General features: G+C 45.4%; 27 protein-coding genes, 1 tRNA gene and 2 other RNA genes. 19 read left to right on the forward strand and 11 right to left on the reverse strand.

Going from position 1 to position 26144, the window contains the following annotated elements; genetic code table 11:
* Window positions 1–68 precede the first annotated feature (68 nt).
* The 5 genes from VHE99_00860 (at window position 69) to nadA (ending at window position 6643) form a co-directional block, all read left to right on the forward strand.
* A complete protein-coding gene (locus VHE99_00860; protein HVV67579.1) occupies window positions 69–1373 on the forward strand; it encodes an O-antigen ligase family protein in 1305 nt (434 codons plus the stop codon).
* A 31-nt stretch (window positions 1374–1404) separates the two neighbouring features.
* Window positions 1405–2382, forward strand: a complete 978-nt coding sequence (locus VHE99_00865) for a glycosyltransferase family 9 protein (GenBank protein ID HVV67580.1) — start codon at window positions 1405–1407, stop codon at window positions 2380–2382.
* A gap of 153 nt (window positions 2383–2535) precedes the next feature.
* Window positions 2536–3423 (forward strand): carboxylating nicotinate-nucleotide diphosphorylase, encoded by an 888-nt coding sequence (nadC, locus tag VHE99_00870; GenBank protein ID HVV67581.1) that lies wholly within the window; start codon window positions 2536–2538, stop codon window positions 3421–3423.
* A gap of 2 nt (window positions 3424–3425) precedes the next feature.
* The gene (gene nadB / locus VHE99_00875; GenBank protein ID HVV67582.1) at window positions 3426–5075 is read left to right on the forward strand and encodes an L-aspartate oxidase; all 1650 of its coding nucleotides are present in this window, start codon (window positions 3426–3428) and stop codon (window positions 5073–5075) included.
* A gap of 221 nt (window positions 5076–5296) precedes the next feature.
* On the forward strand, window positions 5297–6643 hold the full coding sequence (gene nadA, locus VHE99_00880) for a quinolinate synthase NadA (protein ID HVV67583.1): 1347 nt from the start codon (window positions 5297–5299) through the stop codon (window positions 6641–6643).
* A 23-nt stretch (window positions 6644–6666) separates the two neighbouring features.
* Here the strand turns inward: nadA and VHE99_00885 are convergent, their stop codons facing one another.
* Both VHE99_00885 and VHE99_00890 read right to left on the reverse strand, forming a co-directional pair.
* Entirely contained in the window at window positions 6667–7056 is a 390-nt protein-coding gene (locus VHE99_00885; GenBank protein ID HVV67584.1) for a DUF2335 domain-containing protein, read from the reverse strand.
* A complete protein-coding gene (locus VHE99_00890; protein ID HVV67585.1) occupies window positions 7019–7231 on the reverse strand; it encodes a hypothetical protein in 213 nt (70 codons plus the stop codon). The genes VHE99_00885 and VHE99_00890 overlap by 38 nt, the downstream gene beginning before the upstream one ends.
* 196 nt (window positions 7232–7427) lie before the next feature.
* Here VHE99_00890 and VHE99_00895 point away from each other — a divergent pair, with 196 nt between their 5' ends.
* The 3 genes from VHE99_00895 to dxs all read left to right on the forward strand — a co-directional run bounded on the left by VHE99_00895 (window position 7428) and on the right by dxs (window position 10503).
* Window positions 7428–7679 carry an exodeoxyribonuclease VII small subunit gene (locus VHE99_00895; protein ID HVV67586.1) on the forward strand — a complete coding sequence of 84 codons (252 nt, stop codon included), beginning with the start codon at window positions 7428–7430 and terminating at the stop codon, window positions 7677–7679.
* Window positions 7676–8554: a farnesyl diphosphate synthase gene (locus tag VHE99_00900; GenBank protein ID HVV67587.1), complete on the forward strand. Its 879-nt coding sequence runs from the start codon at window positions 7676–7678 to the stop codon at window positions 8552–8554. Before VHE99_00895 ends, VHE99_00900 begins: the two co-directional genes overlap by 4 nt.
* Before the next feature lie 62 nt (window positions 8555–8616).
* Window positions 8617–10503, forward strand: coding sequence for a 1-deoxy-D-xylulose-5-phosphate synthase (gene dxs / locus VHE99_00905; protein ID HVV67588.1), 1887 nt, complete (start codon window positions 8617–8619; stop codon window positions 10501–10503).
* A 42-nt stretch (window positions 10504–10545) separates the two neighbouring features.
* Here the strand turns inward: dxs and VHE99_00910 are convergent, their stop codons facing one another.
* On the reverse strand, window positions 10546–11100 hold the full coding sequence (locus tag VHE99_00910; protein ID HVV67589.1) for an L-threonylcarbamoyladenylate synthase: 555 nt from the start codon (window positions 11098–11100) through the stop codon (window positions 10546–10548).
* 86 nt (window positions 11101–11186) lie between these two features.
* Between VHE99_00910 and VHE99_00915 the strand changes: the two genes are divergently transcribed.
* From VHE99_00915 to VHE99_00935, 5 genes are all read left to right on the forward strand, one after another.
* Window positions 11187–12413, forward strand: coding sequence for a hypothetical protein (locus tag VHE99_00915; protein HVV67590.1), 1227 nt, complete (start codon window positions 11187–11189; stop codon window positions 12411–12413).
* Between the two features lie 117 nt (window positions 12414–12530).
* The gene (glyQ, locus tag VHE99_00920) at window positions 12531–13457 is read left to right on the forward strand and encodes a glycine--tRNA ligase subunit alpha (protein HVV67591.1); all 927 of its coding nucleotides are present in this window, start codon (window positions 12531–12533) and stop codon (window positions 13455–13457) included.
* Window positions 13454–15529: a glycine--tRNA ligase subunit beta gene (gene glyS / locus VHE99_00925; GenBank protein ID HVV67592.1), complete on the forward strand. Its 2076-nt coding sequence runs from the start codon at window positions 13454–13456 to the stop codon at window positions 15527–15529. The genes glyQ and glyS overlap by 4 nt, the downstream gene beginning before the upstream one ends.
* Window positions 15530–15636: 107 nt before the next feature.
* On the forward strand, window positions 15637–16896 hold the full coding sequence (gene dprA, locus VHE99_00930) for a DNA-processing protein DprA (GenBank protein HVV67593.1): 1260 nt from the start codon (window positions 15637–15639) through the stop codon (window positions 16894–16896).
* A gap of 36 nt (window positions 16897–16932) precedes the next feature.
* Window positions 16933–17406, forward strand: a complete 474-nt coding sequence (locus VHE99_00935) for a DUF494 family protein (GenBank protein ID HVV67594.1) — start codon at window positions 16933–16935, stop codon at window positions 17404–17406.
* A 27-nt stretch (window positions 17407–17433) separates the two neighbouring features.
* Here VHE99_00935 and VHE99_00940 read toward each other — a convergent pair whose 3' ends face one another.
* A complete protein-coding gene (locus VHE99_00940) occupies window positions 17434–17826 on the reverse strand; it encodes a hypothetical protein (protein ID HVV67595.1) in 393 nt (130 codons plus the stop codon).
* Between the two features lie 269 nt (window positions 17827–18095).
* Here VHE99_00940 and topA point away from each other — a divergent pair, with 269 nt between their 5' ends.
* Window positions 18096–20399 (forward strand): type I DNA topoisomerase, encoded by a 2304-nt coding sequence (topA, locus tag VHE99_00945; GenBank protein ID HVV67596.1) that lies wholly within the window; start codon window positions 18096–18098, stop codon window positions 20397–20399.
* Window positions 20400–20459: 60 nt separating this feature from the next.
* Here topA and rnpB read toward each other — a convergent pair.
* From rnpB to VHE99_00980, 7 genes are all read right to left on the reverse strand, one after another.
* Window positions 20460–20850, reverse strand: an RNA gene (gene rnpB, locus VHE99_00950) — RNase P RNA component class A.
* Between the two features lie 54 nt (window positions 20851–20904).
* On the reverse strand, window positions 20905–21225 hold the full coding sequence (locus VHE99_00955) for a hypothetical protein (protein HVV67597.1): 321 nt from the start codon (window positions 21223–21225) through the stop codon (window positions 20905–20907).
* A 55-nt stretch (window positions 21226–21280) separates the two neighbouring features.
* Window positions 21281–21883, reverse strand: coding sequence for a 5-formyltetrahydrofolate cyclo-ligase (locus tag VHE99_00960; GenBank protein ID HVV67598.1), 603 nt, complete (start codon window positions 21881–21883; stop codon window positions 21281–21283).
* 8 nt (window positions 21884–21891) lie between these two features.
* A non-coding RNA gene (gene ssrS / locus VHE99_00965) (6S RNA) lies at window positions 21892–22074 on the reverse strand.
* A gap of 73 nt (window positions 22075–22147) precedes the next feature.
* Complete coding sequence (locus VHE99_00970; GenBank protein HVV67599.1) at window positions 22148–22450, reverse strand: cell division protein ZapA; 303 nt, start codon at window positions 22448–22450, stop codon at window positions 22148–22150.
* Window positions 22434–22649: a hypothetical protein gene (locus tag VHE99_00975; protein ID HVV67600.1), complete on the reverse strand. Its 216-nt coding sequence runs from the start codon at window positions 22647–22649 to the stop codon at window positions 22434–22436. Before VHE99_00975 ends, VHE99_00970 begins: the two co-directional genes overlap by 17 nt.
* Before the next feature lie 70 nt (window positions 22650–22719).
* Window positions 22720–23145, reverse strand: a complete 426-nt coding sequence (locus VHE99_00980; GenBank protein HVV67601.1) for an HU family DNA-binding protein — start codon at window positions 23143–23145, stop codon at window positions 22720–22722.
* 672 nt (window positions 23146–23817) lie between these two features.
* Between VHE99_00980 and rplM the strand changes: the two genes are divergently transcribed.
* The 5 genes from rplM (at window position 23818) to VHE99_01005 (ending at window position 25967) form a co-directional block, all read left to right on the forward strand.
* Window positions 23818–24255, forward strand: a complete 438-nt coding sequence (gene rplM, locus VHE99_00985) for a 50S ribosomal protein L13 (GenBank protein HVV67602.1) — start codon at window positions 23818–23820, stop codon at window positions 24253–24255.
* 3 nt (window positions 24256–24258) lie between these two features.
* Window positions 24259–24690, forward strand: a complete 432-nt coding sequence (gene rpsI, locus VHE99_00990; protein HVV67603.1) for a 30S ribosomal protein S9 — start codon at window positions 24259–24261, stop codon at window positions 24688–24690.
* A gap of 89 nt (window positions 24691–24779) precedes the next feature.
* Window positions 24780–24853, forward strand: a tRNA-Gln gene (locus tag VHE99_00995).
* A 93-nt stretch (window positions 24854–24946) separates the two neighbouring features.
* Entirely contained in the window at window positions 24947–25585 is a 639-nt protein-coding gene (gene sspA / locus VHE99_01000) for a stringent starvation protein SspA (protein ID HVV67604.1), read from the forward strand.
* Window positions 25572–25967, forward strand: a complete 396-nt coding sequence (locus VHE99_01005; GenBank protein HVV67605.1) for a ClpXP protease specificity-enhancing factor — start codon at window positions 25572–25574, stop codon at window positions 25965–25967. The genes sspA and VHE99_01005 overlap by 14 nt, the downstream gene beginning before the upstream one ends.
* The last annotated feature ends 177 nt before the right edge of the window (window positions 25968–26144 follow it).

The following is a 26144-nucleotide window of genomic DNA, read 5'->3' on the forward strand; positions in this document are numbered from 1 at the left end:
ATACTTTTTTTGAGTTTCGCGCTGCGCCAACGACTACTACACTACAGGCTTGAAGAGCTAAATTCTAGATGACGCTTTATACTCAGTTCCAGCAAACCTATTCCCGCTCACGACCCTATTTATTGTTAGCTGGGTACTTATGCCTGGTAGCATCCGCTTTTCTTTCTCCATTGACCATCAGCGGTACTGATGCCGCTATTTTGGCCGCAAGTGTTTTTTGCCTCCTTTCTGGCAAGCTTTTTATCGAATTCAAATTGATCCGCACCCATCCCATCACACTCAGCATTCTCATATTACTCGCCATTGTTTTTGCTGGCATGTTTTGGAGCATAGCCAGCTGGCACGATAGATGGGGTGCATTTCATAAATACCTGAAATTGGGCTATTTCATTTTGATATTACCGCTGTGTACAGAGCGGCGCTGGCGCGAGCACGCCATTAGTGCTTTTTTGCTGACGATTACCGTCACAGTTGCATTATCTTATTTGACCAAATATACCCCCCTACATCTGGGAAAAACCGGCTCCCCACAATTTATCTTTCACAGTCATATTGAAACCAGTTATTTTGTCGCTTTTTCTACTTATGTGCTTGTGCAACGCGCACTTTACGGTCAACATTACCGCTGGTTGTGCTGGTTGCTAGCCGCTATTTTTACCTTTCATGAATTTTTTATTAATGACGGTCGCACGGGTTGGATGGTTTATTTCGGGTTAATGATCTTATTTTTTATGCAACAAGCTTTAGCGCACCTAGATCGTGAAGCCGATCAAGATCAATATACCCAAGTCGCATTACGTAGCCTATTATTCGGAATCATCGCTATTTTGCTGTTGGGAATTCTTATCTATAATTTATCCGCATCCTTTCATAATCGTGTTAACTCCCTGCTGCCGAATTTATTGCCTAGCCATCATTCACAACAAATAAATGCAAAAGGACATGCCCTCCATAAACCTGATTTAAGGATTTCTTTTTTCAAATATTCTTTAGTACTAACTCGCGAACATCCGATCATGGGTATGGGGACAGCTTCTTTTCAAGCAACCTATAAAAAAACACCGGTTATTCCAGGCTGGGGGACTTTGAATAATCCACATAATGAATATCTGCTGATACTGGTACAAGGAGGCTTGGTTGGGTTAGGCGCATTATTGTATTTCTTTTATACTCAATGGTATGCGAGTTTTCGACTAACGGATGAACGGCACATTGCACAGGCACTTACCCTATCTGCTATGATAAGCTGCAGTTTTAATGCTTTTATCTATACCTCATCGACCGGACATTTTTATGTGTTATTTTTGGGGTTACTGTTTGCGCAATATAAACCTGCTAAAAACAAGGTGAATCTAAGTTCCTTTTTTAAGTAGTTTCTTCGCAAGGTTAGGAAAAAATTGACTCATGACCCTATCTTTAGCTTCCGTAAAATCCATTGCTTTTGTTATGTCACCCCGTTTGGGAGATGCATTGTTGGCTATGATTATAGTCAACAATTTACAACTAAACGGCTACAAGGTAACTATTTTTAGCAATTATCTTACTGGCTTACAGCGTTGGTTTCCCGGAATGCAAATAAAACCTTATCCTGATGAGAGCCAATGCCAAGCAGTGTTACAACCCTTTGATTTATTGCTGCATAGCTATCCAAGAGATGTTTTATACCAAGCCAATTCTTGGCATCCAAGGGTGGTGATCCTAGATCATTTTCCGCTCTATAGACGTCAAATCTCCATGGTTGAAATACAAGTTGCCGTATGTAAGGAATTGTTAAAACTTCCTTTGGTTGTGCGCGAAAATGGCCTAAACGCGCCTCCCGGGTTACAATTTCGAAAGAATTCACAGCGCATCATTATTCATCCTACCGCCTCTGAGTTTGCTAAATACTGGTTACTCGAGCGCTTTTGCACTATGGCCAGACGATTACAGGCTGAAGGTTATGACCCTGAATTTGTGGTCGCCCCTTCTGAAAAACCACAGGTTTCTATGCTGGAAAATCAAGGATTTCTCGTAACGGCACAACCTTCTTTAGACACCTTGGCACAATATATCTATGAGTCAGCTTGGTTTATTGGCAATGATTCCGGTATAGGTCACCTGGCATCTAACCTTGGCATACCAACGGTCTCATTAATGCAGCGGCGCAAAATTATGCAGCGCTGGCGCCCCGACTGGGCACCTGGAGAAGCTGTGCTCCCTTGGATGCCATTATTGCTGCGGCCACTTAAGGAACGCGCTTGGAAATATTTTATTTCTGTCAACCAGGTGTTGAGGGCTTTTAGACGGCTTAAAGTATCTGTAGCTGAAGAGCTTAACTCACTCTCTCACAAGAGAGGCAGTGCTGTTCTCACCCCCTTTGAAAAAGGGGGTCGAAGGCCGTAAGGCCTGAGGGGGGATTTAAAGAGTTTTGGGTGCGCAATATGGTGTGTTAGTACTCACTAGCTTTTTAAATCCCCCCGCAGGCCTTGCGGCCTACGACCCCCTTTTTCAAAGGGGGTGAGCCCCAAAACACACAAAACCACAAGAGAATCACCCATGCCCTGGCAACCCGACCCCTTAGATATTTCTGTACTCAACTTAGCTTTAGATGAAGATTTAGGCTCCCCTTGGTGTGATGTGACCACGGAGTTATTATTCCCTCTAGCCACCAACACCCAGCGCCACCAGGCAAAGATCGTATCCAAACATCCAGAACCCATCGCTATCTGCGGTATTGAATGGCTACGCCTACTCTTTACGCGGCTTTCCTCCCATTGCGATATTCAATCCAGTTATATAGATGGACAGCAATTGGTGCCCGGTGCAGAGCTCTTGACCATTACCGGAGATGCACAAACATTATTAAAAGGCGAAAGAACCGCACTCAATTATTTGCGCCATTTGTGCGCCATCGCCACCCTTACTGCTCGCTATGTAGATCGTGTTAAAGATAGCAGTTTAAAAATACTCGATACCCGCAAAACCTCGCCAGGACTCAGGCGTCTTGAAAAATATGCCGTACATTGTGGCGGCGGCGTCAATCATCGCATGGGTCTATATGACGCGATTATGGTTAAAGACACGCATGTGGACATGTCCGGGGGAATGAAACGCGTGATGGAAGTTTTACCTCGACTGAACCCCCAATCATTACCCGTCATTATAGAAGTACGCACCCGCCAAGAATTGGATGAAGTGTTTGCACTGGGACAAAAAAAAGTCAACCGAGTGCTGCTAGATAATATGCCTCTTCTGACCATGCAACATTGCGCTGCCGACTGCCGTGGTATTTTTGAAACTGAAGCCTCAGGCAACATTACTTTAAATACCATTGCCGCCGTCGCTGCTACTGGAGTTGACTATGCTTCTATCGGCGAACTAACTTATGGCGCCGGACAAGTGGACCTATCTATGCGCGGCTACCAAAATTATTCCATGAGCTAAACATGATGAACACCATTTCCCAACGCGGTGAACGCGAATTTTTTGATGCCTTAGTCATAGGCAGCGGTGTCGCAGGGCTGATATTTTGCCTGGAGCTTACCAAACTGCGTCCTAAAACCCGCATCGCATTAATCAGCAAAACCTCCTTTAATGAGTCGAATAGTTATTACGCCCAAGGCGGCATTGCCACTGTATTCAGTCAAGAAGACTCTATAGATCAGCATATCGCCGATACCTTGGCTGCTGGTGATGGATTAGGCAACCAAGAAGCCATTGCGAATATTATTGGAAAAGGTCAGCAATTTATCCAAGATTTACAGGATTACGGGGTTGGTTTTGATAAAAATGCCTTCGGCCAATCTGATCTAGCTCAGGAAGGTGGTCATTCACAACGCAGAATTTTTCATTGTGGCGATCATACTGGGCGCTCACTGATTGAAACGCTGACTACTCGTGTCAGACATCAAACTAATATTGTGATATTTGAATCACATGTAGCCGTCAATTTATTGCTTGAGAACACCAAACATCAACCTGGCGATTATGGCGAAATCGTGGGTGCTTATGTGTTGGAAGTCACTCGTGGTCTCATCCATACCTTTTTTGCACCAGTCGTGGTGCTAGCCACTGGCGGTGCAGGCAAAACTTATCGCTATACTAGCAATCCCGATGTGGCCACGGGTGATGGTGTCGCTATGGCTTACCGCGCAGGCGCTCGCGTTGGTAATATGGAATTTTATCAATTTCATCCAACACTGCTGCATCATCGACAGTGTCATAACTTTCTGATTTCAGAAGCTGTACGCGGCGAAGGTGGTTATTTACGCCTGGCGGATACGGGTGAACGCTTTATGACGCGTTATGCACCAGAACAGAAAGAACTTGCTACCCGTGATATCGTAGCACGCGCCATCTTCACAGAAATCGAGCATAGCGCCCATAATTATGTACACCTAGACATCACCCACCGCTCCCGAACGTTTTTAGAAAAACATTTCCCCAATATCTTTCATACGCTACTTAGTCTTAATATCGATATGAGCCAAGATAGAATCCCGGTAGTTCCTGCCGCGCATTATCTCTGTGGCGGCGTCTTAACCGACACGCGCGGCCGAACAGATAAACACCGGCTCTATGCCATAGGTGAAGTGGCCTTCTCTGGCCTGCACGGCGCCAACCGCTTAGCCAGCAATTCCCTGCTAGAAGCTGGCGTTATGGCGCAAGCAGCTGCCAAAGACTGCCTGACCTGGATTGAACAACCCATTGCAACTCGCACTTTGCCACGTGATTGGAACTCCCAAGGCGTCACTGATTTACGCCGCGCCAGTCAAATCAATGCGCATTGGCGCGGATTACGCGGCGAAATGACTTCCTACGCCGGTATTGTTAGAACAGAAGCCGGATTAAAGGATTTACTGCAATTAATCCTGGCACGCAGGCAAATGATTGAAGAATATTACTGGAAACATGTCATCACCCGTGACTTACTTGAATTAAGAAATATTATCTTGGTAGCCGAACTGATAGTCCGCTCCGCATTACACAGAAGAGAGAGCCGCGGTGGGCATTATCGGGAGGATTTTCCGCATAAATCAAGTTGCTTTGAGGAGACAGTTTTTCAATCTAGCGATGGGGTGTTGCTTAATATATAATTTTTGTGACTATTCAGCACATTGCTTGAAGTAGCACAAAACGGTCAGATTTTTTCCAAGATCTTCCCTAAATTTTTAGGGGCGAGGTTGGGAAAATATGGCTGTTTCAGTCCTGTGGTGAATAGTTACTAATTTTTAATATCTGTTATGGCCATGTTGGATATATTACGTGGTTTTGAGTCAAGGGACTGACAAAAACGAATCTGTTTCGGAGCGTATTTATGTCCCTTAACCCTTCCAACACTGAATTTGTTCTTCCCCAAACTCAACTCCAAGTACCAGCCGACATGGAATTATGTCAAACCGATTATCCGCTGGATTGGTACCAAAAAGAATTTATTCCTTATGCAGAGGAATATCTAGCACTGCCCAACCGGCAATTCCAAACCGTATTAGACTGGATGCAACCCTATGTCGCAGCCGCCCAACAACATTTTGGCGACTCATTGCTGCTGCTTGCGCATTATTATATGGGCGGTGAAATTGTCAAACTAATTGAACAGCTGGGAGGCTATATTGGTGATTCCTACCAGCTGTCAGTCATAGCTTCCCGCAAACCTGAAAAAACTATCATTGTTAAATCTGCCGTACACTTTATGGCAGAAGCTGTGAGCTTACTTGCGTTATCGCACCAGCAAGTTTTTATTACTAATCCTAAGGCCGGCTGCACCATGGAAATGTTTGCTAAAGATTTCATGGTGGAACCCGCATTTTTGGAATTAAACGCACGTTTCGGCGAGAAGAATATTTTACCTATCTGTTATATGAACACTTCAGGGCGCGTAAAAGCTTTAACCGGCGCACAAGGCGGCGCAGTTTGCACCAGCGGTAATGTCAGGAAAATTTTTGAATGGGCTATGACTCAACAAAAGAAAATCTTATTCATTCCAGATAAACATATGGGTGAAAACGTCGCCGGCTGGATCGGCATCACGCCGGAGAAAATCGCCTATTGGCCTTCCGGCACTGAAGGCGCGGATTACCAACTGGCAAACCAAGACCCTGCTACACAACAACGTTTTGATGAAGCACAGCTCATTTTATTTTCCAGTCAATGCGGCGTACATACTTATTATCAACCAGAAATGGTTGCTTATTGGCAAACCCAGGGCTACCACGTCATTGTACATCCCGAATGTAGGAAAACCGTGGTCGATGTCGCCGACACCCACGGTTCCACCGCGTTTATCTGGGATCATGTCATCTATGATCGAGCTGGCACAGCAAAATACGCCATTGGTACTGAAAACCACATGGTAGAAAACTTAAAACAAGCGGCCGCTGCCAAAGGCATTTCTGTCGTCAATGTAGGTAATGCGGCACTTTCGGACAGCAGTAACATGGGCTGCGGCTGCGCAACCATGTCGCGCAATGACCCGCCCCACTTGGTCGCATTACTCGATCTGCTGCGCCAGGGCAAAGCACCCGCTTACAATGAAGTCAAACCAGGTGATGTAGTCAATGAATTCACCGGCCGCCGCCAACGCTTGAGCGAAGCCGATCAGGCGCAGCTGGTTGCTCATGCAAAGCAAGCCTTACAGAATATGATTAGGATTACAGAAAACTGAAAATAGCGTCTCAGTTTTTATTTCTATTGGTATATTGACCTATAAGACTGATTAATAATGGAGACCCAAGAGCACATCCAGCAATAGTGTATCCAAACCGCTGAAGACCCAAAAATACCGACAATTGCCGCAATTACCATACCTGAAATAGCAATGCTCGCACTAAATATTTGGCCTCTTTTCTGTAGGACTTTATCTTCTTTAGCATTATTTTCCGTTAAGATATGTCTATGCTCAACTTCTTTTTCAGTCATTTTAATAATCCTGTCAGCAAAATCCGGGTGTATCTCGTTATATTTTTTTAATTCTGCTGCTGAAGGAATAGGACCGGAATATGCTGCAACCACATGCTGAGATGGTGAACAATTCCTATCTTTAGACTTTATTATATCTAGTGGAGCTTCTATATTCATATACTTCAATTTCTCTTGCCAAGGATTTTCTCATATCATTGCCAATATTTTCCCAATCTTTTTGTAGTCGTTGTAAATCAGTTTTACCTTGAAATGGATCTTCAACAGGAGGGGGTAACAAATTATAAATATTGCCCATGCCATGCATGAATGATGCCAGTTTATTGAATTTCATAATTAAATCTCCTTTTCTTTGCCAAAAATAATTGTAATATTTCCCAATAAATTCATTTATCAGTTTTAATTCGTATTTTTATGTATTTTTCAAACTATCACTTTTATCTTATACTGTCACTACCGTACACCTATATTTTTTCCATTACCTTCCCAAATCGCTTACAATACCCCAGAAACTTCCCAACGAGACTTAGATGGCCAACAAAAAATCTGATGAATTTAACTTTGAAGCCGCTTTAGCCGAGCTTAACCAACTCGTAGAGAAAATGGAGCGCGGCGGCATAAACTTAGAAGAATCGCTGCATGACTTTGAAAAAGGCATTAATCTGACTCGCCAATGCCAGCTGGCGCTAAAAACTGCAGAGCAGAAAGTTCAAATGCTGCTGGAAAAAAATGGCGAACTGATATTATCGCCTTACGAGCCCAACCTAGATGAAAACCAGTGACCACGTGGACTGAATACACCGAACAACGCCGCGAGCGAATTAACCAAGTGTTAGCGCAAGTTCTGCCACCCGCGAATCAGGAGCCCACACGTCTGCACCAGGCTATGCGCTATGCCGTATTAACTGGCGGCAAACGTTTACGCCCACTACTCGTCTATGCCACTGGAGAAACCTTGGGCGCAAGCCTAACTGAGCTTGATATCCCCGCTGCAGCTGTTGAATTAATCCATGCCTACTCCCTGGTACATGATGACCTACCCGCAATGGATGATGACGATCTTCGACGTGGCCAACCCACCTGCCACAAAGCCTTTGATGAAGCGACTGCTATTTTGACAGGCGATGCCTTACAAACGCTGGCATTTCAACTATTAGCAGACAATCAGCGCACACCCACAGAACAACGCCTCTTAATGATTAACTCACTTGCTGCAGCCTGCGGCTCGCGTGGCATGGCCGGCGGCCAGGCATTGGATTTACACGCTACAGGCAAACCTTTGACGCTAAAAGACATTGAAACACTATACCATTTAAAAACTGGCGCACTTTTTGCTGCCAGTGTGGAATTAGGTATACACGCAGCCAATCAAAAACACACTGAGTTAACTTCTTTACGAGAATATACAAAATGCCTAGGATTGGCATTCCAGATTCAAGATGACATTCTGGATATTGAAGGAGACCTCACCACTTTAGGTAAAATACCTGGAAGTGATGATAAACATGAAAAATCCACCTATCCAGTCATTTCCGGCCTAGCACCTGCTAAAGCACGTGTAGCATCTCTGCGAGCCGAAGCGCTGCGCCTGTTGGCAAACTGTAATGAAAACGCTAATATTTTGCAGGAATTAACGGTAAATATGTTGCGGGAATGATTGGGATATGGATATCTGTTAATGCCGCCACCTGCACTTCTTAAAATGACGAGACAGACTGAATGAGCACACCACCTGCCTACCCCCTCCTTGAGCAAATTGATTCCCCAGCCGACCTGCGCCAATTACCTGAAACCGAGCTACCCGCATTAGCAGCTGAATTGCGTAATTTCCTCATCAACAGCCTCAATCAATGCGGTGGCCATTTTGCCTCCAGTCTCGGCGCCTTAGAGTTAACCATCGCCTTACATTATATCTTTAACACCCCCGAAGACAGACTCATTTGGGATGTAGGCCATCAAGCCTATGCGCATAAAGTACTGTGCGGTAGACGCGATCAACTCCAGACCATCCGCCAACAAGCGGGTCTTGCACCTTTTCCAAGCCGCAGTGAAAGCGAATATGATGCTTTTGGCGTAGGACACTCCTCCACTTCCATCAGCGCGGCATTAGGCATGGCCATCGCTGCGAACCGCCTACAGCAGAACCGCCAAGCCATCGCCATCATTGGCGATGGCGGATTAACCGGCGGCATGGCATTTGAAGCGCTAAACCACGCTGGTAGTGTCGACGCTGATGTACTGGTTATCCTCAACGATAACGAGATGTCGATATCCAAAAATGTCGGCGCGTTAACAAATTACCTGGCTCGCATTTTATCTGGCAAAGTGTATAGCCATTTCCGCGAAGGCAGCAAAAAAGTATTGTCGCACCTACCATCGGTTAAAGCACTGGCCAAACGCACCGAAACGCATATGAAAGGCATGATAACCCCAGGTACTTTATTTGAAGAGCTGGGGTTCCACTATTTTGGACCCATAGACGGTCATGACCTACACATGCTGCTACCGATGCTGCGTAATCTACGCGACCTAAAAGGACCACGGTTGCTGCATGTGATTACCACCAAAGGCAAAGGTTATGCATTGGCAGAAGCTGACCCCATAGAATATCATGCCGTAAAAGCCGGTTTTAATATCGACACACCCGCAACACTTGCCCTTAAAACCACTTCCCCCCCCACTTACTCAGAAGTCTTTGGGCAGTGGCTGTGTGATATGGGCGAACAAGATCCTTGTTTAATGGCTATTACACCGGCGATGTGTGAAGGCTCCGGCATGGTGCAGTTCTCCCAGAAGTTCCCCAGACAATATTTTGATGTAGGCATTGCTGAACAGCACAGTTTGACACTGGCTGCCGGTATGGCCTGTGAAGGCTTAAAACCTGTGGTTGCGATTTATTCTACTTTTCTGCAACGCGCTTACGATCAATTAATACATGATGTCGCTCTGCAAAACTTAGATGTCACTTTAGCTATAGACCGAGGCGGCTTAGTCGGTGGAGATGGCGTAACCCATAATGGCAATTTTGACCTGACTTATCTACGTTGCATCCCCAACATGATAGTCATGGCGCCCGCCGATGAAAACGAGTGCCGACAACTGCTTTATACCGCTTACTGCTATAAAGGCCCAAGCGCAGTGCGCTATCCGCGCGGCGTAGGTCCTGGCGCACCCATTAATCCCGACATGCAGGCATTACCCATTGGTAAAGCAGAAATCCGCCGCCAAGGCGCAAAGATTGCCATTTTAGCCTTCGGCGCCATGCTAGAACCTGCACTGCAAGCAGCAGAAACTTTAAACGCAACCGTGGTGAATATGCGCTTTGTGAAGCCGCTAGATGAAGCCCTCATCAAAACCTTAGCGCTCAAATGTTCTTTATTAGTGACGGTAGAAGAAAATACGGTGTCAGGAGGAGCCGGCAGTGCCGTTAATGAATACTTAGCTGCCAATAACCTTCACACCCCCATACTCAACCTGGGACTACCTGATCGTTTTATCGAACATGGTAATCCCAAGCAACTACTCATAGATTGCGGATTGGATGCCAAAGCAATCCTTGCTGCAATTGAACAACGATTGATAACAATTCCTGCCGAAGTAATATGATTTTGCTTTTTGAAGCATAACCGCCTCCTGCACTTAATATAGTCAACGCAGGATTTTTCCTGTGACCACATCACGGATTTCTGTGGGTTGCAGTAACCCACCAACTTCACCTTGTACAATCACCTCCACTCCCATGGCAAACATCTTGTTTACCGAATCAGCATCTCTTGCGGGAGCTTGTCCTGTGATATTGGCACTGGTAGAAACCATAGGCCGAGCAAAATGGCTACATAGTGCACACGCAATAGGATGCGCGGTCACTCGCACCGCCACTGTCCTATGCTCTCCACGAATCCAATCAGGAGTTTTAGGAGATACAGGAAATAGCCAGGTAAACGGCCCAGGCCAGGTACTCAAAACTTTAGCCATAACCTCTGTTGAAACAGGTTCTACATAAGGAACTAACTGTTCCCAAGTTGCGGCGATTAAAATTAATCCTTTGGCAACAGGACGTTTTTTTAATACTAACAGGCGCAAAACTGCCTCCTGATTCAAAGGATCGCAACCCAAACCATAGACAGCTTCCGTGGGATAGGCGATGATGCCGCCATTCTGTAGAGCTTCAACAGCTGGGATAATATCAGTGGTTATTCGCATTGCTTGGTTTTTCCAAAGGATGCCAGACGGAGAGAAGAAGGAAGCACTGTAAATATCATATTAATTTTTCCAAAAACCTACATCAAATGATGAATTTAAACAGATTACACCATCTATTACAGCTACTTGGCAAAAATTATCACTTACCCGATGATTGGCTACAACAACGCCCAGAGCTTTTTGCCAGCGCCATTGTTTCTATCACTTCAGCTGAAGTCAAAGCCATGCAGAATTTGATCACTGCTATTGAAAGCGTGATTGCTTTACCCGCTTATCAGCAGCATGTGCTCTCTCTAGCTCCGGAAACAGCGATCAAGGATCCAGGTTGCCAAGGGGTATTTTTTGGTTATGATTTCCATTTAACGCCAGGAGGTCCCAAACTTATTGAAATCAACACCAATGCAGGCGGCGCCAGCTTTATCGCCCTATTGGAAATGGCACTATCGAAGGAAAACCTGCTAGCCATAGATGAGCCGCAAAAGTGGCAAGAAGATTATTTTTCCATATTCTTACAAGAGTGGCAGCATGCCCGCGGCAGTCTACCACTTACGCGGATCGCCATAGTCGATGAAAATCCAACACAACAATACTACTATCCAGAATTTGTAATTTTTCAATCATTATTCAAAACCAAAGGCATTGATGCCGTTATTACTGACCCCACTGATTTGACATTAAAAAACGGCCGCCTATGCCTTAATGATCTGGAGATTGATCTAGTTTATAACCGCCTGACTGATTTTTCCCTGTCCGAACCGGCACACGCCGTACTACGCCAAGCCTATCTGGAAGATACCGCCCTAGTCACCCCCCACCCTCACGGCCATGCTTTGTATGCAGATAAACGCAATCTGGCGATCTTATCCAATATTGATCTGTTACAAAGCTGGGGAGTCTCAAGTAATGTTATTGAACAATTGCAGCAAGGAGTGCCGCATACTTTTATTGTGGATACAAAGGCAACCGATGCCTTATGGGCGGCACGCAAAAAATTATTTTTTAAACCCATTTCCGGTTATGCTGGCAAAGGCGCCTACCGCGGTCAAAGTATTACCCGCAAAACATTTAATGAAATACTAATGAATGATTATATTGCTCAGGATATGGTTGCTCCCAGTGAACAGATGGTAACGACTGAAGAGGGCACTTCCGCCTTCAAAGTGGATATCCGCAATTATGCCTATAATGGTAAAGTGCTTAAAATAGCTGCCCGCCTTTATCGCGGTCAGGTAACAAATTTTAGAACACTGGGCGGCGGATTTGCGGCAGTGCAAATTGATCGCACTGTAATCCCCTCTCCCCTCGTGGGCTAGGTATGCACACAAGGGAGAAAGAAGCTAGCCGAAAAAAAACTCTACTTACAATCCCAATAGAAAACCCCTCACCATCTCAGTTATACTTCCAGCCCCACTCACAACCCCGAGAGCCTTATGACTCTTGCCATATCACCAGAATCCCCAGACATCAAAACCTTTCAAGGTTTAATCCTTGCTTTACAACAATACTGGGCGGAGCAAGGTTGTGTCTTACTGCAGCCTCTGGACACCGAAGTAGGCGCAGGCACCTTTCATCCTGCTACTTTTATGCGCGCCATTGGTCCTGAACCCTGGCGTGTCGCCTATATACAACCCAGCCGCCGCCCCACAGATGGGCGTTACGGCGACAACCCCAACCGTAGCCAGCATTACTATCAATTCCAAGTCATGTTAAAACCCTCACCCGACAATATTCAAGATATCTACTTGGATTCATTACGCGCATTGGGGATTGATCCATTGACGGATGATATCCGCTTTGTAGAAGACAACTGGGAGTCACCGACGCTGGGTGCTTGGGGATTGGGTTGGGAAGTCTGGCAAAACGGCATGGAAGTCACGCAATTTACCTATTTTCAACAAGCAGGAGGCCTCGAATGCAAACCGGTCACAGGTGAGCTGACCTATGGATTAGAGCGTATCGCCATGTACCTACAAGGCGTAGACAGCATGTTCGACCTGGTATGGGCACGCGGCCCACAAGGTGTCGTCACTTACGGCGATGTATTCCATCAAAACGAAGTGGAAATGTCCGCCTATAATTTTGAACAAGCCAATGTGCCTGTGTTACTTGAACACTTCAATTTTTATGAGCAAGAGTGTCAGCGCTTAATTGCCGCTAATCTACCTTTGCCTGCCTATGATATGGTACTAAAAGCTTCACATGCATTTAATCTCTTAGATGCGCGCCATGCCATTTCGGTGACGGAACGCCAAGCGTATATTCTGCGCGTACGCAAATTAGCTTTCGCGGTTGCAAACGCTTATTACCAGTCTCGTGAACAATTGGGTTTTCCCTTGCTACGAAGTAAAGGAGCATAACCGTGCGTGATTTATTAATTGAAATCGGTACTGAAGAACTACCACCTAAACAACTCAACAAACTCTGTGCCACCTTGAGCGCCAACTTACAAACCGGCTTAAAAAAAGCTGGACTAAGTTTTGGGCAAGTCAAAACATTTGCCACACCACGCCGCCTGGCCATCAGCATCGAAGATCTGCCAACGGCACAACCTAGTCATATTGTAGAAAAAAGAGGTCCTGCACTTAAAGCGGCTTTCGATGCCGAAGGACATCCGACATTAGCTTGCCTGGGTTTTGCCAACGCTTGTAACACTAGCGTCGACCAACTCTTAACCCAGGAAACCGAAAAAGGCGCATGGATTTTTTTTCGGCAAGAACAGCCTGGCGCACTGACTACCCAACTATTGCCTAATATTTTAACCCAGGCACTTCAACAACTACCCATTGCCAAACCCATGCGCTGGGGTCAGCATGACACCACTTTTATCCGGCCTGTGCATTGGATCGTCTTGTTATTGGGTCAAGAAATCATTGATACAAAGATTTTAGGGCATAAAGCTTCCAATCAAACCTATGGCCACCGCTTTCACCATCCCGAAGCCATGATTATCCCCCAACCCAAAGACTATGAAAGATTATTAAAAGAATCAGGATTTGTGTTGGCTGATTATGAGGCACGAAAACAAGCCATACGCAAACAAATCGAAAAAGTGACGGCAAATAAAGGCCAGGCCGTCATCGATGAAGACTTACTTGACGAAGTGAATAGTCTAGTAGAATGGCCGGTGGCGCTATTGGGTGAGTTTGATGCTCAATTTCTTGAGGTACCCGCCGAAGCGATTATGACCGCCATGCAAACCCATCAAAAATATTTCCCCGTGGTCGATGCTAACCAGCAGTTACTTCCGTATTTTGTCACCGTCAGTAATATTGCGAGTAAAGATCCAGCACGTGTCAAGAATGGCAATCAGCGTGTCATCCGCGCACGATTAGCAGACGCACAGTTTTTTTTCCACACCGATTTAAAGCATCGTTTAGAGTCACGCTTGGAAGCATTAAAAAAAGTGATCTTTCAGCAAAAATTGGGGACGCTGTTTGATAAATCACAGCGCATTGCTCATTTGGCGGAATATCTCGCGCAGCAATTAGGTGCCAATACCGAACAGGCGGAACGTGCCGGATTTTTAGCCAAAGCTGACCTGGTCACCGCAATGGTTGGCGAATTCCCTGAATTGCAGGGGGTGATGGGTTATTATTATGCGTTAAAGGATGGCGAGAAAGAAGCAGTAGCTTTAGCCGTGCGCGAGCATTACCAACCGCGTTTTTCTGGTGATGTGTTACCCACATCCATTATCGGCTGCCTGGTATCCATCGCCGATAAAATCGATACCATTGTTGGCTTATTTGGCATTAAACAACCGCCCAGTGGCGAAAAAGATCCTTTTGCTTTACGCCGAGCAGCCCTCGGTGTATTGCGCATATTCATTGAAAAACAATTACCTTTGGATTTACATGCATTACTGAATAAAGCCGCTCTAGGTTATGGCACTTTATTGATTAACCCATCCGTTGTGCCACAGACTTTTGATTTCATGATGGAACGCTTACGTGCCTGGTATCTTGATCGTGGTATTGCTGCAGAAGTATTTTCTGCAGTACTGGCTCGCACACCTACTTCAGCCTTGGATTTCCATCATCGCATACAAGCAGTCCAGCATTTTCAATCTCTACCGGAAGCCCAAGCACTAGCAGCAGCACATAAACGTGTCAGTAATATTTTAAAAGACCCCGATGGCGAGTGGCGTAATCACCCAATTAATCCCACGCTTTTGACGGAAGCTGCCGAACATCATTTACTCGCAGCGATGGAGCAGAAAAATAAAGAGGTTGAGCCCTTATTCCGTAAAGCACAATATACCGAAGTTTTGACGCATTTGGCTGCACTACGCGCACCCATTGATGAGTTTTTTAATAAAGTAATGGTGATGGTTGAAGATGAAAGACTCCGCAACAACCGCTTGGCTTTGCTTTATCAATTACAGCAGTTGTTTTTGCAGGTGGCGGATATTTCGCAGCTGGCACAGGGCTAGGTATTATTCTTTTCCCTCCTCGCATAGGCATTAGGCTAAAGTATGCACACACATAACCAGTGACTCAATCCTTCTCCCACAAGGGGACAAGGATTGAATTTCTGCTTATGTCATACTTTAACCGACAAGGAGAGGGGGCACAGTGCAGAAAAAAAACACTCCACTACGGTATTGCCCCCAACACCCTCATTTGCAAAAATAACTCACAAAAACCCCACAAAGATACCCATTTGATAAGCGCCTCAACCTCCCCAACACAAATTCCCAGCCCACGACCAGAGTTGCACTACTGGTTAGCGTTATGGCGAACCCCCAGCATAGGATCAATCCGCTTTTTCGAATTGCTGCAAGTCTTCCCGCAATTATCAGCTCTTTATAATGCCAAACCTGCCGAGCTGTCCGCCCTAGGCCTAAAAGCCCCGCTAATTCAAGCCATACACAACCCTGACTGGGCGGGAGTCAAAGCCGATCTGCTCTGGTCACAAACGCCCGGCAATCACCTCATCACCTGGGAAGATCCACATTATCCGCCCTTACTGAAACAAATCACTGACCCACCACCCATTCTCTTTGTCACCGGCAATCCCCAAGTATTACAAACTCCCCAATTAGCCATTGTCGGCAGCCGCAATCCAACCGCCACCGGCATAGACACCGCACGACAATTTGCCATACATTTATCACAGTTAGGATTAACCATTACCAGCGGCCTAGCTTTGGGGATAGATGCAGCGAGCCACTTAGGCGCATTAGACAACAATAAAACGACAATCGCGGTGTTAGGCTGTGGCTTAGATGAAATTTACCCAACTCGCCACCATCAACTAGCACGAAAGATTATTGAACAAGGCGCCTTAGTTTCTGAATTCCCTATTGGTATAGGCGCCAGAGCAGCACATTTCCCACGACGCAACCGCTTGGTCAGCGGTTTATCCCTAGGCGTGCTCGTGGTAGAAGCCACATTGCGTAGCGGCTCATTGATTACAGCCCGTCTTGCATCAGAGCAAGGACGCGAGGTCTTTGCAATCCCAGGCTCTGTTTACAACCCATTAGCACGCGGCTGCCATTACTTGATTCGCCAAGGCGCCAAATTAGTTGAGACCGTAACCGACATTCTGGAAGAACTCCCAATGCTGACGCCCACCACAGAAGAACCATCTCCATCTTCTTTAAAACCTATAGAAAAAAATTCCCTTGATGCGGCTGACCTGCAGCTGTTAGAGTGTGTGGGTTATGAAGCCACCTCCATTGAGCAATTGGTGGCAAGAAGTGGCATGCCGGTACAGCAAATTATCTCAAAACTTCTGCTTTTAGAGTTACAAGGTTATTTAGTTTCAATGCCGGAAGGATATATGAAATGCCCATGACGCCAAAAGCAACACCTTGAGGATTAAATACAAACCATGAATGATGTCTTACAAGTCCTGATGTATTTCTTTGACAAAATTGAAAATGATCTACCTACCACCCCAGACGACCACCATCTGCTTTCCGAATTAAAAGAACTGGGCATCCCACTTGAAAGAGTCCATCAAGTGTTAGCCTGGATGAATGATTTAATCGAGCCCAATGGTCAAATCGAAGAATACCCTTTACAACGCTCCCCCATTGGCACACGGGTTTTTTCTACCGTTGAATGCGTACACCTAAACCGCAAATGCCGAGGTTTTTTATTAACCCTCGAACAAATCGGCGTGCTATCAGCCACCACCCGCGAATTAGTCATGGATCAATTACTGCAAATCAACCCGGAAAACATCAATATTGCCAAAATCAAATGGGTGGTGTTGGGTATTTTATGTAAACAACCGGATAAAACTGCCGCAGCCTGTATGGAGCGCTATTTATTAAGTGAAGAGCCGCATCGTTTGCATTAAGGCTTTGTATAAGCAGTGTTTATCACTTTATGCACCTCTAAATCTCGGATTGAGTTGTCGTGCCTGTTCCTCTATTTCCCTATTATGGTCTCGACTCCATACTTTAGACATCATGTGACTACCTGTCAGCATCGCACCTACTCCCATCGCCATGAGTTTTATAGCAGCATCAGGTTGGAGAATGGGCGGCCTTGCATCAAGAGGAGAAGGAGGAATTCTGTCTGACTCCGCTACGAAATGCATTGTGAAACCTGCGACAGCTGAAAACACCCCTACAACCATAAGTCCAAACCCTAGAAGTTGTTCGCGGCCAGCATTACGATGTAGTTGTTCTCGCGTATTGGCAATAATTTCTTGATACTGTGTATCAGCCGATTTAGACTCTTTATGTTCTGCTTGTCTCTTCTGGTCTTCACTCATAAAATTTCTCCGGCCGGGGTAGTATTAAATATCTTTGGAATAATAAATCTACTTTATTAGGGTTATATTAAGCATTAATAACATTCACCGCTTTTTCTCTAAAGCAGCGTTCAACGTTGGTTACCACAGGTAATGCTGCACCCATCCCCTTTGAATCAACCAAACGACAATTACCGGGCTGTTCCACCTAAAAATTTTGTTTATCTTGCAACCCAACCCCATCTCATGCTAATTAGTGCACTCTTAATTTTTCACTACCGAGTAACAACATGGCTAAAAACCTGGTCGTCGTAGAGTCCCCTGCTAAAGCAAAAACCATTAAAAAATATCTGGGAAAAGATTTTGAAGTTCTGGCTTCCTATGGCCACGTACGCGATCTGATTCCCAAGGAAGGCGCTGTCGACCCTGAACATGGCTTTGCCATGCAATATGAACTGATAGAGAAAAATGCCAAACATGTCGCCGCCATCGCCAAAGCACTGAAACAAGCCGACAATCTTTACTTAGCAACCGACCCTGATCGTGAAGGGGAGGCCATTTCCTGGCACATTTTGCAATTAATGCGCGAACAAAAACCGCTAGCAAAAAAACCCGCATTTCGCATTGTATTCCACGAAATTACCCAAGCTGCCATTAACCAGGCTGTCACGCATCCCCGCGATATCGCTATGGATCTGGTCAATGCCCAACAAGCACGGCGCGCGCTAGATTTTTTGGTAGGCTTTAATCTCTCACCCCTCTTATGGCGCAAAATCCGCCCTGGACTATCCGCAGGCCGCGTACAAAGTCCGGCCTTGCGTATGATTACCGAGCGTGAAGAAGAAATTGAACGCTTCAAGACGCAGGAATATTGGACAATTGAAGCTGAAGCCAATAGCAATAACCAAACTTTTAGCGCCAGACTCATCGAATATCAAGGCGAGAAACTCGAACAATTCTCCATTACCAATGAAAAACACGCCAAAGCAGCCGAGAAGGCCTTACTCAAAGCAGCAAACGGTGAGCTGCTAGTCATTAAGGTCGAAAAGAAACAACGCAAGCGCCAACCTTCGCCACCTTTTATCACCTCTACACTGCAACAAGAAGCTGCACGCAAGCTAGGATTTACCACCGACCGCACGATGCGTATCGCACAACAACTTTATGAAGGCGTCTCTGTCGGCAGCGAAGGTTCCGTGGGTTTAATCACTTATATGCGTACCGACTCTGTCAACTTAGCGCAAGAAGCGATACAGGCTTTCCGCGAATTTATTGAAGAACGTTATGGCAAAGACAATGTTCCAGAAGCACCCCGTGTTTATCAAACTAAAGCTAAAAATGCCCAAGAAGCACATGAAGCCATACGTCCTACCGACATTACTCGCATCCCCGAACAAATCAAAGATGCACTTAGTCCAGAACAATTTAAACTGTATGATTTGATCTGGAAACGCGCCATTGCCTGCCAAATGATTCCGGCGACCATTGACACAGTGGCGGTGGATTTTAGCTGTGGTGACGGCAATCGTTTTCGCGCTAATGGTTCCGTAATTGCTAACCCTGGCTTTATGACGGTTTATCAAGAAGGTGTGGATGATAAAAAAGCCGATGATAGCGATATGCGCTTACTACCCGCCATGGAAGAAGGCGATAAAGTGCAATTGCTTTCTATACAAGGCATACAGCACTTCACCGAACCACCGCCACGCTATACAGAAGCCAGTCTGGTCAAATCTCTAGAAGAACATGGCATAGGCCGCCCTTCAACTTACTCCAGTATTATTTACACGCTCAAACACCGCGAATACGTCACCTTAGAACAAAAGCGCTTCAAACCTACCGATGTCGGCCGGATTGTCAATCGCTTTTTAACCCAGTATTTCACCCAGTATGTGGACTATGATTTTACCGCGCGCCTGGAAGACCAGTTGGATGCGATATCGCGCGGTGAAGAAGCTTGGACACCGATGTTGGAGCATTTTTGGAGCCCGTTTATACAAAAGGTGGAAGAAACACAAGAAACCGTCAAACGCAGTGATGTCACCCAGGAGCTCATGGATGAAAATTGCCCCAAATGTGGCAAACCATTAGCAACCCGTTTAGGGCGACGCGGCCGTTTTGTCGGCTGCACGGGTTACCCGGATTGTGATTACACGCGCAATATGGAAGGTGAAGAACAACCTTCAGAACCTGAGGTTGTTGAAGGCCGTACTTGCCCACTATGCCAATCGCCTTTGGTGATTAAGTTCGGACGTTATGGCAAATTCATCGGCTGTAGTGGCTATCCAAATTGCAAGCATATTGAGCCGCTGGAAAAACCCGCCGATACCGGAGTCGTGTGTCCTGAATGCAAAAAAGGCACGCTGTTGAAACGTAAGTCGCGCTACGGCAAGATTTTTTACTCTTGCTCGACTTACCCCGATTGTAAATACGCGATCTGGAACGAACCCTTAAACGAAAAATGCCCCAAATGCAGCTGGCCGCTCTTGACACTTAAAATTACTAAACGCTGGGGGACGGAGAAAGTTTGTCCGCAGAAGGAGTGTGGCTTTAAAGAAGCGGTTGAGGTTACAGAAGGTGATGAGGAAGCTTAGGCGTCAAGCTAAGCTCAGTAACTCTTTCTCCCTCGCGGGAGAAAGAGAACAGGAAGAAAATAAAAAAGTCAGCCGATAAGCCGGGTTCTGTCGTGGACAATCATCTATCTGGGATGTATGTCACCACACACCTCTAGCGACCTACCCGGATTCGAACGTGGGCCACGTCTGTTATGCAGCCAAAGACTACACAACTCGAATCCCTATTTGGTCTTGCTCCGAGCGGGGTTTACCTTGCCACGGATGTTACCACCCGCGCGGTGCGCTCTTACCGCACCATTTCACCCTTACCTGCTGCTGCACTTTCATGAAGCAGCAGGCGGTATTTTTTCTGTTGCACTTTCCGTAGACTCACGCCTCCCAGGTGTTACCTGGCGCTCTGCCCTGTGGAGCCCGGACTTTCCTCTATGTCGCTTTTATGAAGCAACACAGCGACTGCCTAGCTGACTCGTTGCGATTTTAGCATAAAAAACCAGCCAGTAGGCTACCGATTTGTTGGATTATGTTATGCAATTAAACAACTGCTTGAAGGTGATAGTGCACTTTCTATTTCTTTGAATTTGTCGTAGCGATCTCCATAAAATTTTGCAAATTTATCATATGAAAAATGCTCATCTCCGCCATTATTTCCTTTATATTTAATTGACTCAGCAACTTTTCCCAGCGATTCTAAGATTTCTTTCGCCCCTTCCGATGAATAACGATCTCTTTGATATAAATCATACAGTCTTTCAAATAATTCAAACTCAGTTTTTTCAGTTGAACTAGTTAATTTGTCAGGGATATTAAAACTAAATGTTGATTTATTTTTTTTCTCATCACTCATAAATTTTCTCCGATTATTATTTATCAGGTCATACCAGTTATATTAATACAAAGGACTAAATATCTCTCACCCCTTGATACTCAATATCATATACAACTACTTTATCCAAGGCCACATCCCAAAGTTCTGCAGAAATTTCACTGCATTGCTGAAATTGATATGCCAAACCTACTAAAGTAGGTTTATGTATCATTCGTCGCTGGTTTAAATAAGCAAAAGTTTTATCGTAATAACCTTTACCAGATCCTAGGCGATTTTTTTGGTCATCAAATGCTACTAAAGGTGTGAAAACCACATCAAGTGCGTAGGGCTTGCGCGCCAAACTCAAGTTTTTTATCGGAGATTCAAAAATGCCGTACCGATTAAGCACCAGGAGTTCACCAGGATGATGGGGCATAAACAATAAAGATTGCTGACCCAATGGGTGACATAGCGGCAGGTAGCAAGTTTTTCCCATTGACCAGGCGCGCTGCAATAATGGTAAGGGATCAATTTCACCCCGCACCGGCCAGTAAAAGGCAATATGCCGGCTGCGCTGAAACCAGGAAGAAGTGGCAATAAAACGACTGATGGATAATGAAGCTTGCTGACGGATAACTAACGGCAATTGACGCCGCTGTTGCTGCATAGCTCGCCGGATAGTTTGGCGGAAAGTCATGGGAGAAATGCGCCTCCAAAATACCGCTCGCAGGGGTTACATCTGAACCTGAAGGTTCAGGTGGGACTCTCAGGGCCGCTTCAGGCTTGCTAGAAAACTAGCCATGCTCAACGGCAGCCACAATCTGAATCCCATTGTAATGAATATTGGTTCAAGAATGACTCACCTGCTGGCGCATATTACAGAGGCATTCTTATTATAGCGCTTAATGCTGGGTTGTACAAACCTTGTCCTCTGGCACAATCATCCCGACAGAGGATGCGATTACTCAGCCCCACCCAACGTATCGTCTATTTTATCCTGCAAATCCCGTATACGGCGGCTCATAGCCTCCATATAAGTTGTCACTTGCTTCTTTTCCAGCAACAACTCATGCGAAACATTCAGTGCAGCAATAACCGCCAATCGGTCAGAGGCCATTATTTTGGCGCTATGACTCAATTTCCGCATTTTATCTTCAAGGTACTGCGCTGACTCGCGCAGCTCAGCAACCTTTTCCGGCGGACATTTCACCTTATAAACTTTACCCAGAATACTGAGGGAAACCGTATTATACGATTCGCTCATTGATTTCATCCCGTAGTTGGCTAATGACATGTTTAATTCGGGTTACTGCCAATTGATTCTTGCTGGAGAGCACACTGTGATCCTGCTTAAGCACAGTCAACTGTTCACGCAGGTATTGGTTTTCTTTGACCAACTGATGGTACTCGCGCAACAAAGCATCAAGCTTAATATCCAGGTTGTTAATTTCCAGTGTATTCATATCAATATTCAACCCTAAGGAGGCCTAGTTTGAAACTAAAGCGCTTCTTGGCCAGGCCTCAAAACAAGAATTAAGCTACCAGCTCCTTGAGTTTTTTCAGCGGACGAACCTTCAATACATTACGTGCAGGTTTAGCTGGAAAAACCGTGGGTTGTCCGGTAAAGGGATTAACACCATTTCTTGCTTTGGTGGGGGGTTTGTGGATGACGCGGCATTTTAACAGACCGACCAGATTGAATTCACCTGGACCTTTTTTGCTTAAATGCGCTTCCATTAAATCAGTCACTGCATCAAACAGCGCAGAAATATCTTTTTTCTTTAACTCAGTGGCATTACAGAGATGAGCAATAATCTGCGATTTGGTGAAGGGTTCTTTTACTGTCAGCGCGGCCTTTTTTGCAGGAGCTTTGGCTTTTACAACAGCTTTAGCCACTTTCTTAGGCGCTGGTTTTTTCGCTGCAAGGGGTTTTTTTGTAGATTTCTTGGTTATTGCCATATTAAAAGTCCTCTTTAAGTTTTTTAAGTTAAACAGGCTTATATACATAAGCTCCGCTCAAGTCCTGACACCCTGGATAAATCCAGTTTCATGGGGTGTTACTATCATCCTAAAAACGGCAGTTGAAACCTACTGCAGCAGGACATTGTAGGTTTCAACTGCCGTTTTTAGGATCATGCGCTACTACATTTCTCGCGCTGTTACAACTAAAACGACTAAAAAAACAGGGCGAACCATAGCACCATTGTCAACAAAATGCACGCAAAAGATGCTGTTTTATACGGTTTTTTAAACAAAAAAACCACTTATCTAGCGTCCCCTATTCCACTTACAGCAATTTATGCGCACTAAAGTTGTAACTTGCTAACAACTCGGGTAAGATTTACCGCCCTAACTTATAGGACATAGGCGTCCCTCCCTTTGAACGAGGGGATTTTTACGCTTAACATGGCACAGCAACTTTGATTTTTTGTAACTATTCAGCACATTGCTGTAAGTAGCACAAAACGGTCAGATTTTTCCAAGGTCGCCCCTAAAAATTTAGGAAAAAGCGCAGCATACACAGAGTATGTGAGCATTTTTCCTAAATTTTTAAGGGTGAGATTGGGAAAATATGGCCGTTTCAGTCCTGTGGTGAATAGTTACGATTTTTTTGATCTTTCCGGAGCATTTATGGGAACTTACAACGCCAATGCGGATACAGCACAAAATGACTGGTATCTGGTTGATGCCAGCAATAAAACACTAGGCCGCCTTTCAACTGAAATCGCCCGCCGTCTACGCGGCAAACACAAAGCAGAATATACACCTCATGTCGATACTGGCGATTATATTATTGTAGTTAATGTGGAAAAACTTCACGTTACCGGCAATAAAATGCAAGATAAAATTTACTATCACAACACCGGATACCCTGGTGGATTACGCGCGATTGCCCTTTCCGACTTACTGGCTAAAGACCCATCCGCTGTGCTAGAAAAAGCTGTAAAAGGCATGCTTCCTGGAGGAACCCTAGGAAAACAAATGTTTAAAAAATTAAAAGTTTACGTCGGCGGCGAGCACCCTCACCAAGCTCAAAACCCTAAAAAATTAGAAATTAAAGAGGCATAATCAATGGCAACAAGCACTGCGAATCATTATGGTACTGGCCGACGCAAAGTCGCTAGCGCTCGGGTTTTCCTTAGACCCGGCCAAGGTCGAATCACCATTAACAAACGCTCCCTAGAAGACTACTTTGGTCGTGAAACCTCACGCATGGTCGTGCGACAACCGCTAGTCGCCCTCGATATACTAAATAAATTTGACTTATATGTCACAGTTGCAGGCGGCGGAGCCAGCGGTCAGGCAGGCGCAATACGCCATGGCATTGCTCGCGCGTTAATTGATTACGATGAAGAAGATGGTCAAAGTACTACCGGCGGTGCAGTTTCTTGGCGAAAAATTTTACGACAAGCTGGCTTTGTGACCCGCGATCCCCGCGTTGTTGAGCGTAAAAAAGTAGGTTTGCATAAAGCACGTAAAGCACCGCAATACTCGAAACGTTAAAATTATCGTCTCTTTTCTTTTCAAAATTATAGTGCTTAGCTTGGCACCTATGCTAGAAGAGAGAATAAAAAGCGATAACAGACCCTAGATGGGGGATCGTCTAGCGGTAGGACTGCGGACTCTGACTCCGCCAACCTAGGTTCGAATCCTAGTCCCCCAGCCATCGTGGCATCATGAAACGGCATTTGCCAGAGTATATCCCAAAATAGCCAATGAGTTCCCATATGCCAAATAGGATACTTTAAGGAGATAAAGTGTGACAGCCGTGAGACGATCAGTGATGACCCTTTATTCAGGCGACCTGGATTTACATAGCCACCGTGTGCGCATAGTACTTGCTGAAAAAGACGTAACCGTGGATATATTAAGTGTCAGCAACCATCAACTACCTGAAGATCTGGTACATTTGAACCCCTACAATACCCTGCCAACTTTAGTTGATCGCGATCTAGTGCTATACCACTCCAGCATCATTATGGAATATCTGGATGAACGATTTCCTCACCCCCCTTTATTGCCAGTTTACCCAGTTGCTCGCGCTAAAAGTCGTCTGATGATGTATAGAATAGAACAAGACTGGTACAGTCTTGCTGAGCGCATAGAAAGCAATAACAAAAAAGACGCTGATACCGCACGCAAAGAATTACAAGAAAGTTTAATCCGGCTTGCACCCGTTTTTAACGATGCACCTTATTTTTTAAGCGACGAATTTACTTTAGTCGATTGCTGCATTGCCCCACTACTGTGGCGCCTTCCCAAGCTAGGGATTAATTTATTACCTAAAGCCAAATCCGTGGCAAACTATGCTAAGCGAATGTTTAAACGCGATTCTTTTCAAATCAGCCTTACTGAGGCGGAGCGTGAATTAAGAGCAACCAGTGATGACCTCAAATAAACCTTATTTAATCCGCGCCATTTACGAATGGTTGTCAGACAATGACCTGACACCCTACTTAGCGGTAAATACCTCACATGCTGAATGCATGGTGCCTGAAGAATATGTTAAAGACGGTCAGATCATTTTAAATATCGCCACTCAAGCTGTGCATGCGCTGTTGATGGGGAATGATGCCATTGAATTCAGCGCACGCTTTGGCGGCGTTCCACGCCAAGTGTATGTGCCAATAGATGCAGTAACTGCCATTTATGCTAAAGAAAATGGCCAGGGAATTGCTTTCCCTGAAGAGCCTCCTTCTGAGGGAGAGAGCAGTGAGTCTTCCTCAGGTGGTTCCCCTCCCAAAAAACGCGGCAAGCCTAATTTAAAAATTGTTAAGTAGTATTCTTGCGCTCATCGTCCGCTCACCTTACCCACTTTGAAAAAGGGGGTCGAAGGCCGTAGGCCTGAGGGGGATTTGAGGAGTTTTGGGTGCCTATACTGTCAAGTTAGTACTCCTCAGCTTTTCAAATCCCCCCTCAGGCCTTGCGGCCTTCGACCCCCTTTTTCAAAGTGGGTG

It is taken from the genome of Gammaproteobacteria bacterium (genome assembly GCA_035546635.1).
GTDB lineage: Bacteria > Pseudomonadota > Gammaproteobacteria > JAURND01 > JAURND01 > DASZWJ01.

Bases quoted from the DNA above. Each gene is read 5' to 3' on its own strand.
- VHE99_00960 (HVV67598.1), bottom strand. From the start codon at position 21,883: ATGACTTTCCGCCAAACTATCCGGCGAGCTATGCAGCAACAGCGGCGT.
- VHE99_00885 (HVV67584.1), bottom strand. From the start codon at position 7,056: ATGAATATAGAAGCTCCACTAGATATAATAAAGTCTAAAGATAGGAAT.
- VHE99_00970 (HVV67599.1), bottom strand. From the start codon at position 22,450: ATGAGCGAATCGTATAATACGGTTTCCCTCAGTATTCTGGGTAAAGTT.
- VHE99_00860 (HVV67579.1), top strand. From the start codon at position 69: ATGACGCTTTATACTCAGTTCCAGCAAACCTATTCCCGCTCACGACCC.
- VHE99_00865 (HVV67580.1), top strand. From the start codon at position 1,405: ATGACCCTATCTTTAGCTTCCGTAAAATCCATTGCTTTTGTTATGTCA.
- nadC (HVV67581.1), top strand. From the start codon at position 2,536: ATGCCCTGGCAACCCGACCCCTTAGATATTTCTGTACTCAACTTAGCT.
- VHE99_00910 (HVV67589.1), bottom strand. From the start codon at position 11,100: ATGCGAATAACCACTGATATTATCCCAGCTGTTGAAGCTCTACAGAAT.
- VHE99_00915 (HVV67590.1), top strand. From the start codon at position 11,187: ATGATGAATTTAAACAGATTACACCATCTATTACAGCTACTTGGCAAA.
- VHE99_00940 (HVV67595.1), bottom strand. From the start codon at position 17,826: ATGAGTGAAGACCAGAAGAGACAAGCAGAACATAAAGAGTCTAAATCG.
- dxs (HVV67588.1), top strand. From the start codon at position 8,617: ATGAGCACACCACCTGCCTACCCCCTCCTTGAGCAAATTGATTCCCCA.
- VHE99_01005 (HVV67605.1), top strand. From the start codon at position 25,572: ATGACCTCAAATAAACCTTATTTAATCCGCGCCATTTACGAATGGTTG.
- nadB (HVV67582.1), top strand. From the start codon at position 3,426: ATGATGAACACCATTTCCCAACGCGGTGAACGCGAATTTTTTGATGCC.
- rplM (HVV67602.1), top strand. From the start codon at position 23,818: ATGGGAACTTACAACGCCAATGCGGATACAGCACAAAATGACTGGTAT.
- nadA (HVV67583.1), top strand. From the start codon at position 5,297: ATGTCCCTTAACCCTTCCAACACTGAATTTGTTCTTCCCCAAACTCAA.
- VHE99_00935 (HVV67594.1), top strand. From the start codon at position 16,933: ATGAATGATGTCTTACAAGTCCTGATGTATTTCTTTGACAAAATTGAA.
- glyQ (HVV67591.1), top strand. From the start codon at position 12,531: ATGACTCTTGCCATATCACCAGAATCCCCAGACATCAAAACCTTTCAA.
- VHE99_00890 (HVV67585.1), bottom strand. From the start codon at position 7,231: ATGAAATTCAATAAACTGGCATCATTCATGCATGGCATGGGCAATATT.
- topA (HVV67596.1), top strand. From the start codon at position 18,096: ATGGCTAAAAACCTGGTCGTCGTAGAGTCCCCTGCTAAAGCAAAAACC.
- dprA (HVV67593.1), top strand. From the start codon at position 15,637: ATGTCATACTTTAACCGACAAGGAGAGGGGGCACAGTGCAGAAAAAAA.
- VHE99_00975 (HVV67600.1), bottom strand. From the start codon at position 22,649: ATGAATACACTGGAAATTAACAACCTGGATATTAAGCTTGATGCTTTG.
- rpsI (HVV67603.1), top strand. From the start codon at position 24,259: ATGGCAACAAGCACTGCGAATCATTATGGTACTGGCCGACGCAAAGTC.
- VHE99_00980 (HVV67601.1), bottom strand. From the start codon at position 23,145: ATGGCAATAACCAAGAAATCTACAAAAAAACCCCTTGCAGCGAAAAAA.
- VHE99_00895 (HVV67586.1), top strand. From the start codon at position 7,428: ATGGCCAACAAAAAATCTGATGAATTTAACTTTGAAGCCGCTTTAGCC.
- VHE99_00955 (HVV67597.1), bottom strand. From the start codon at position 21,225: ATGAGTGATGAGAAAAAAAATAAATCAACATTTAGTTTTAATATCCCT.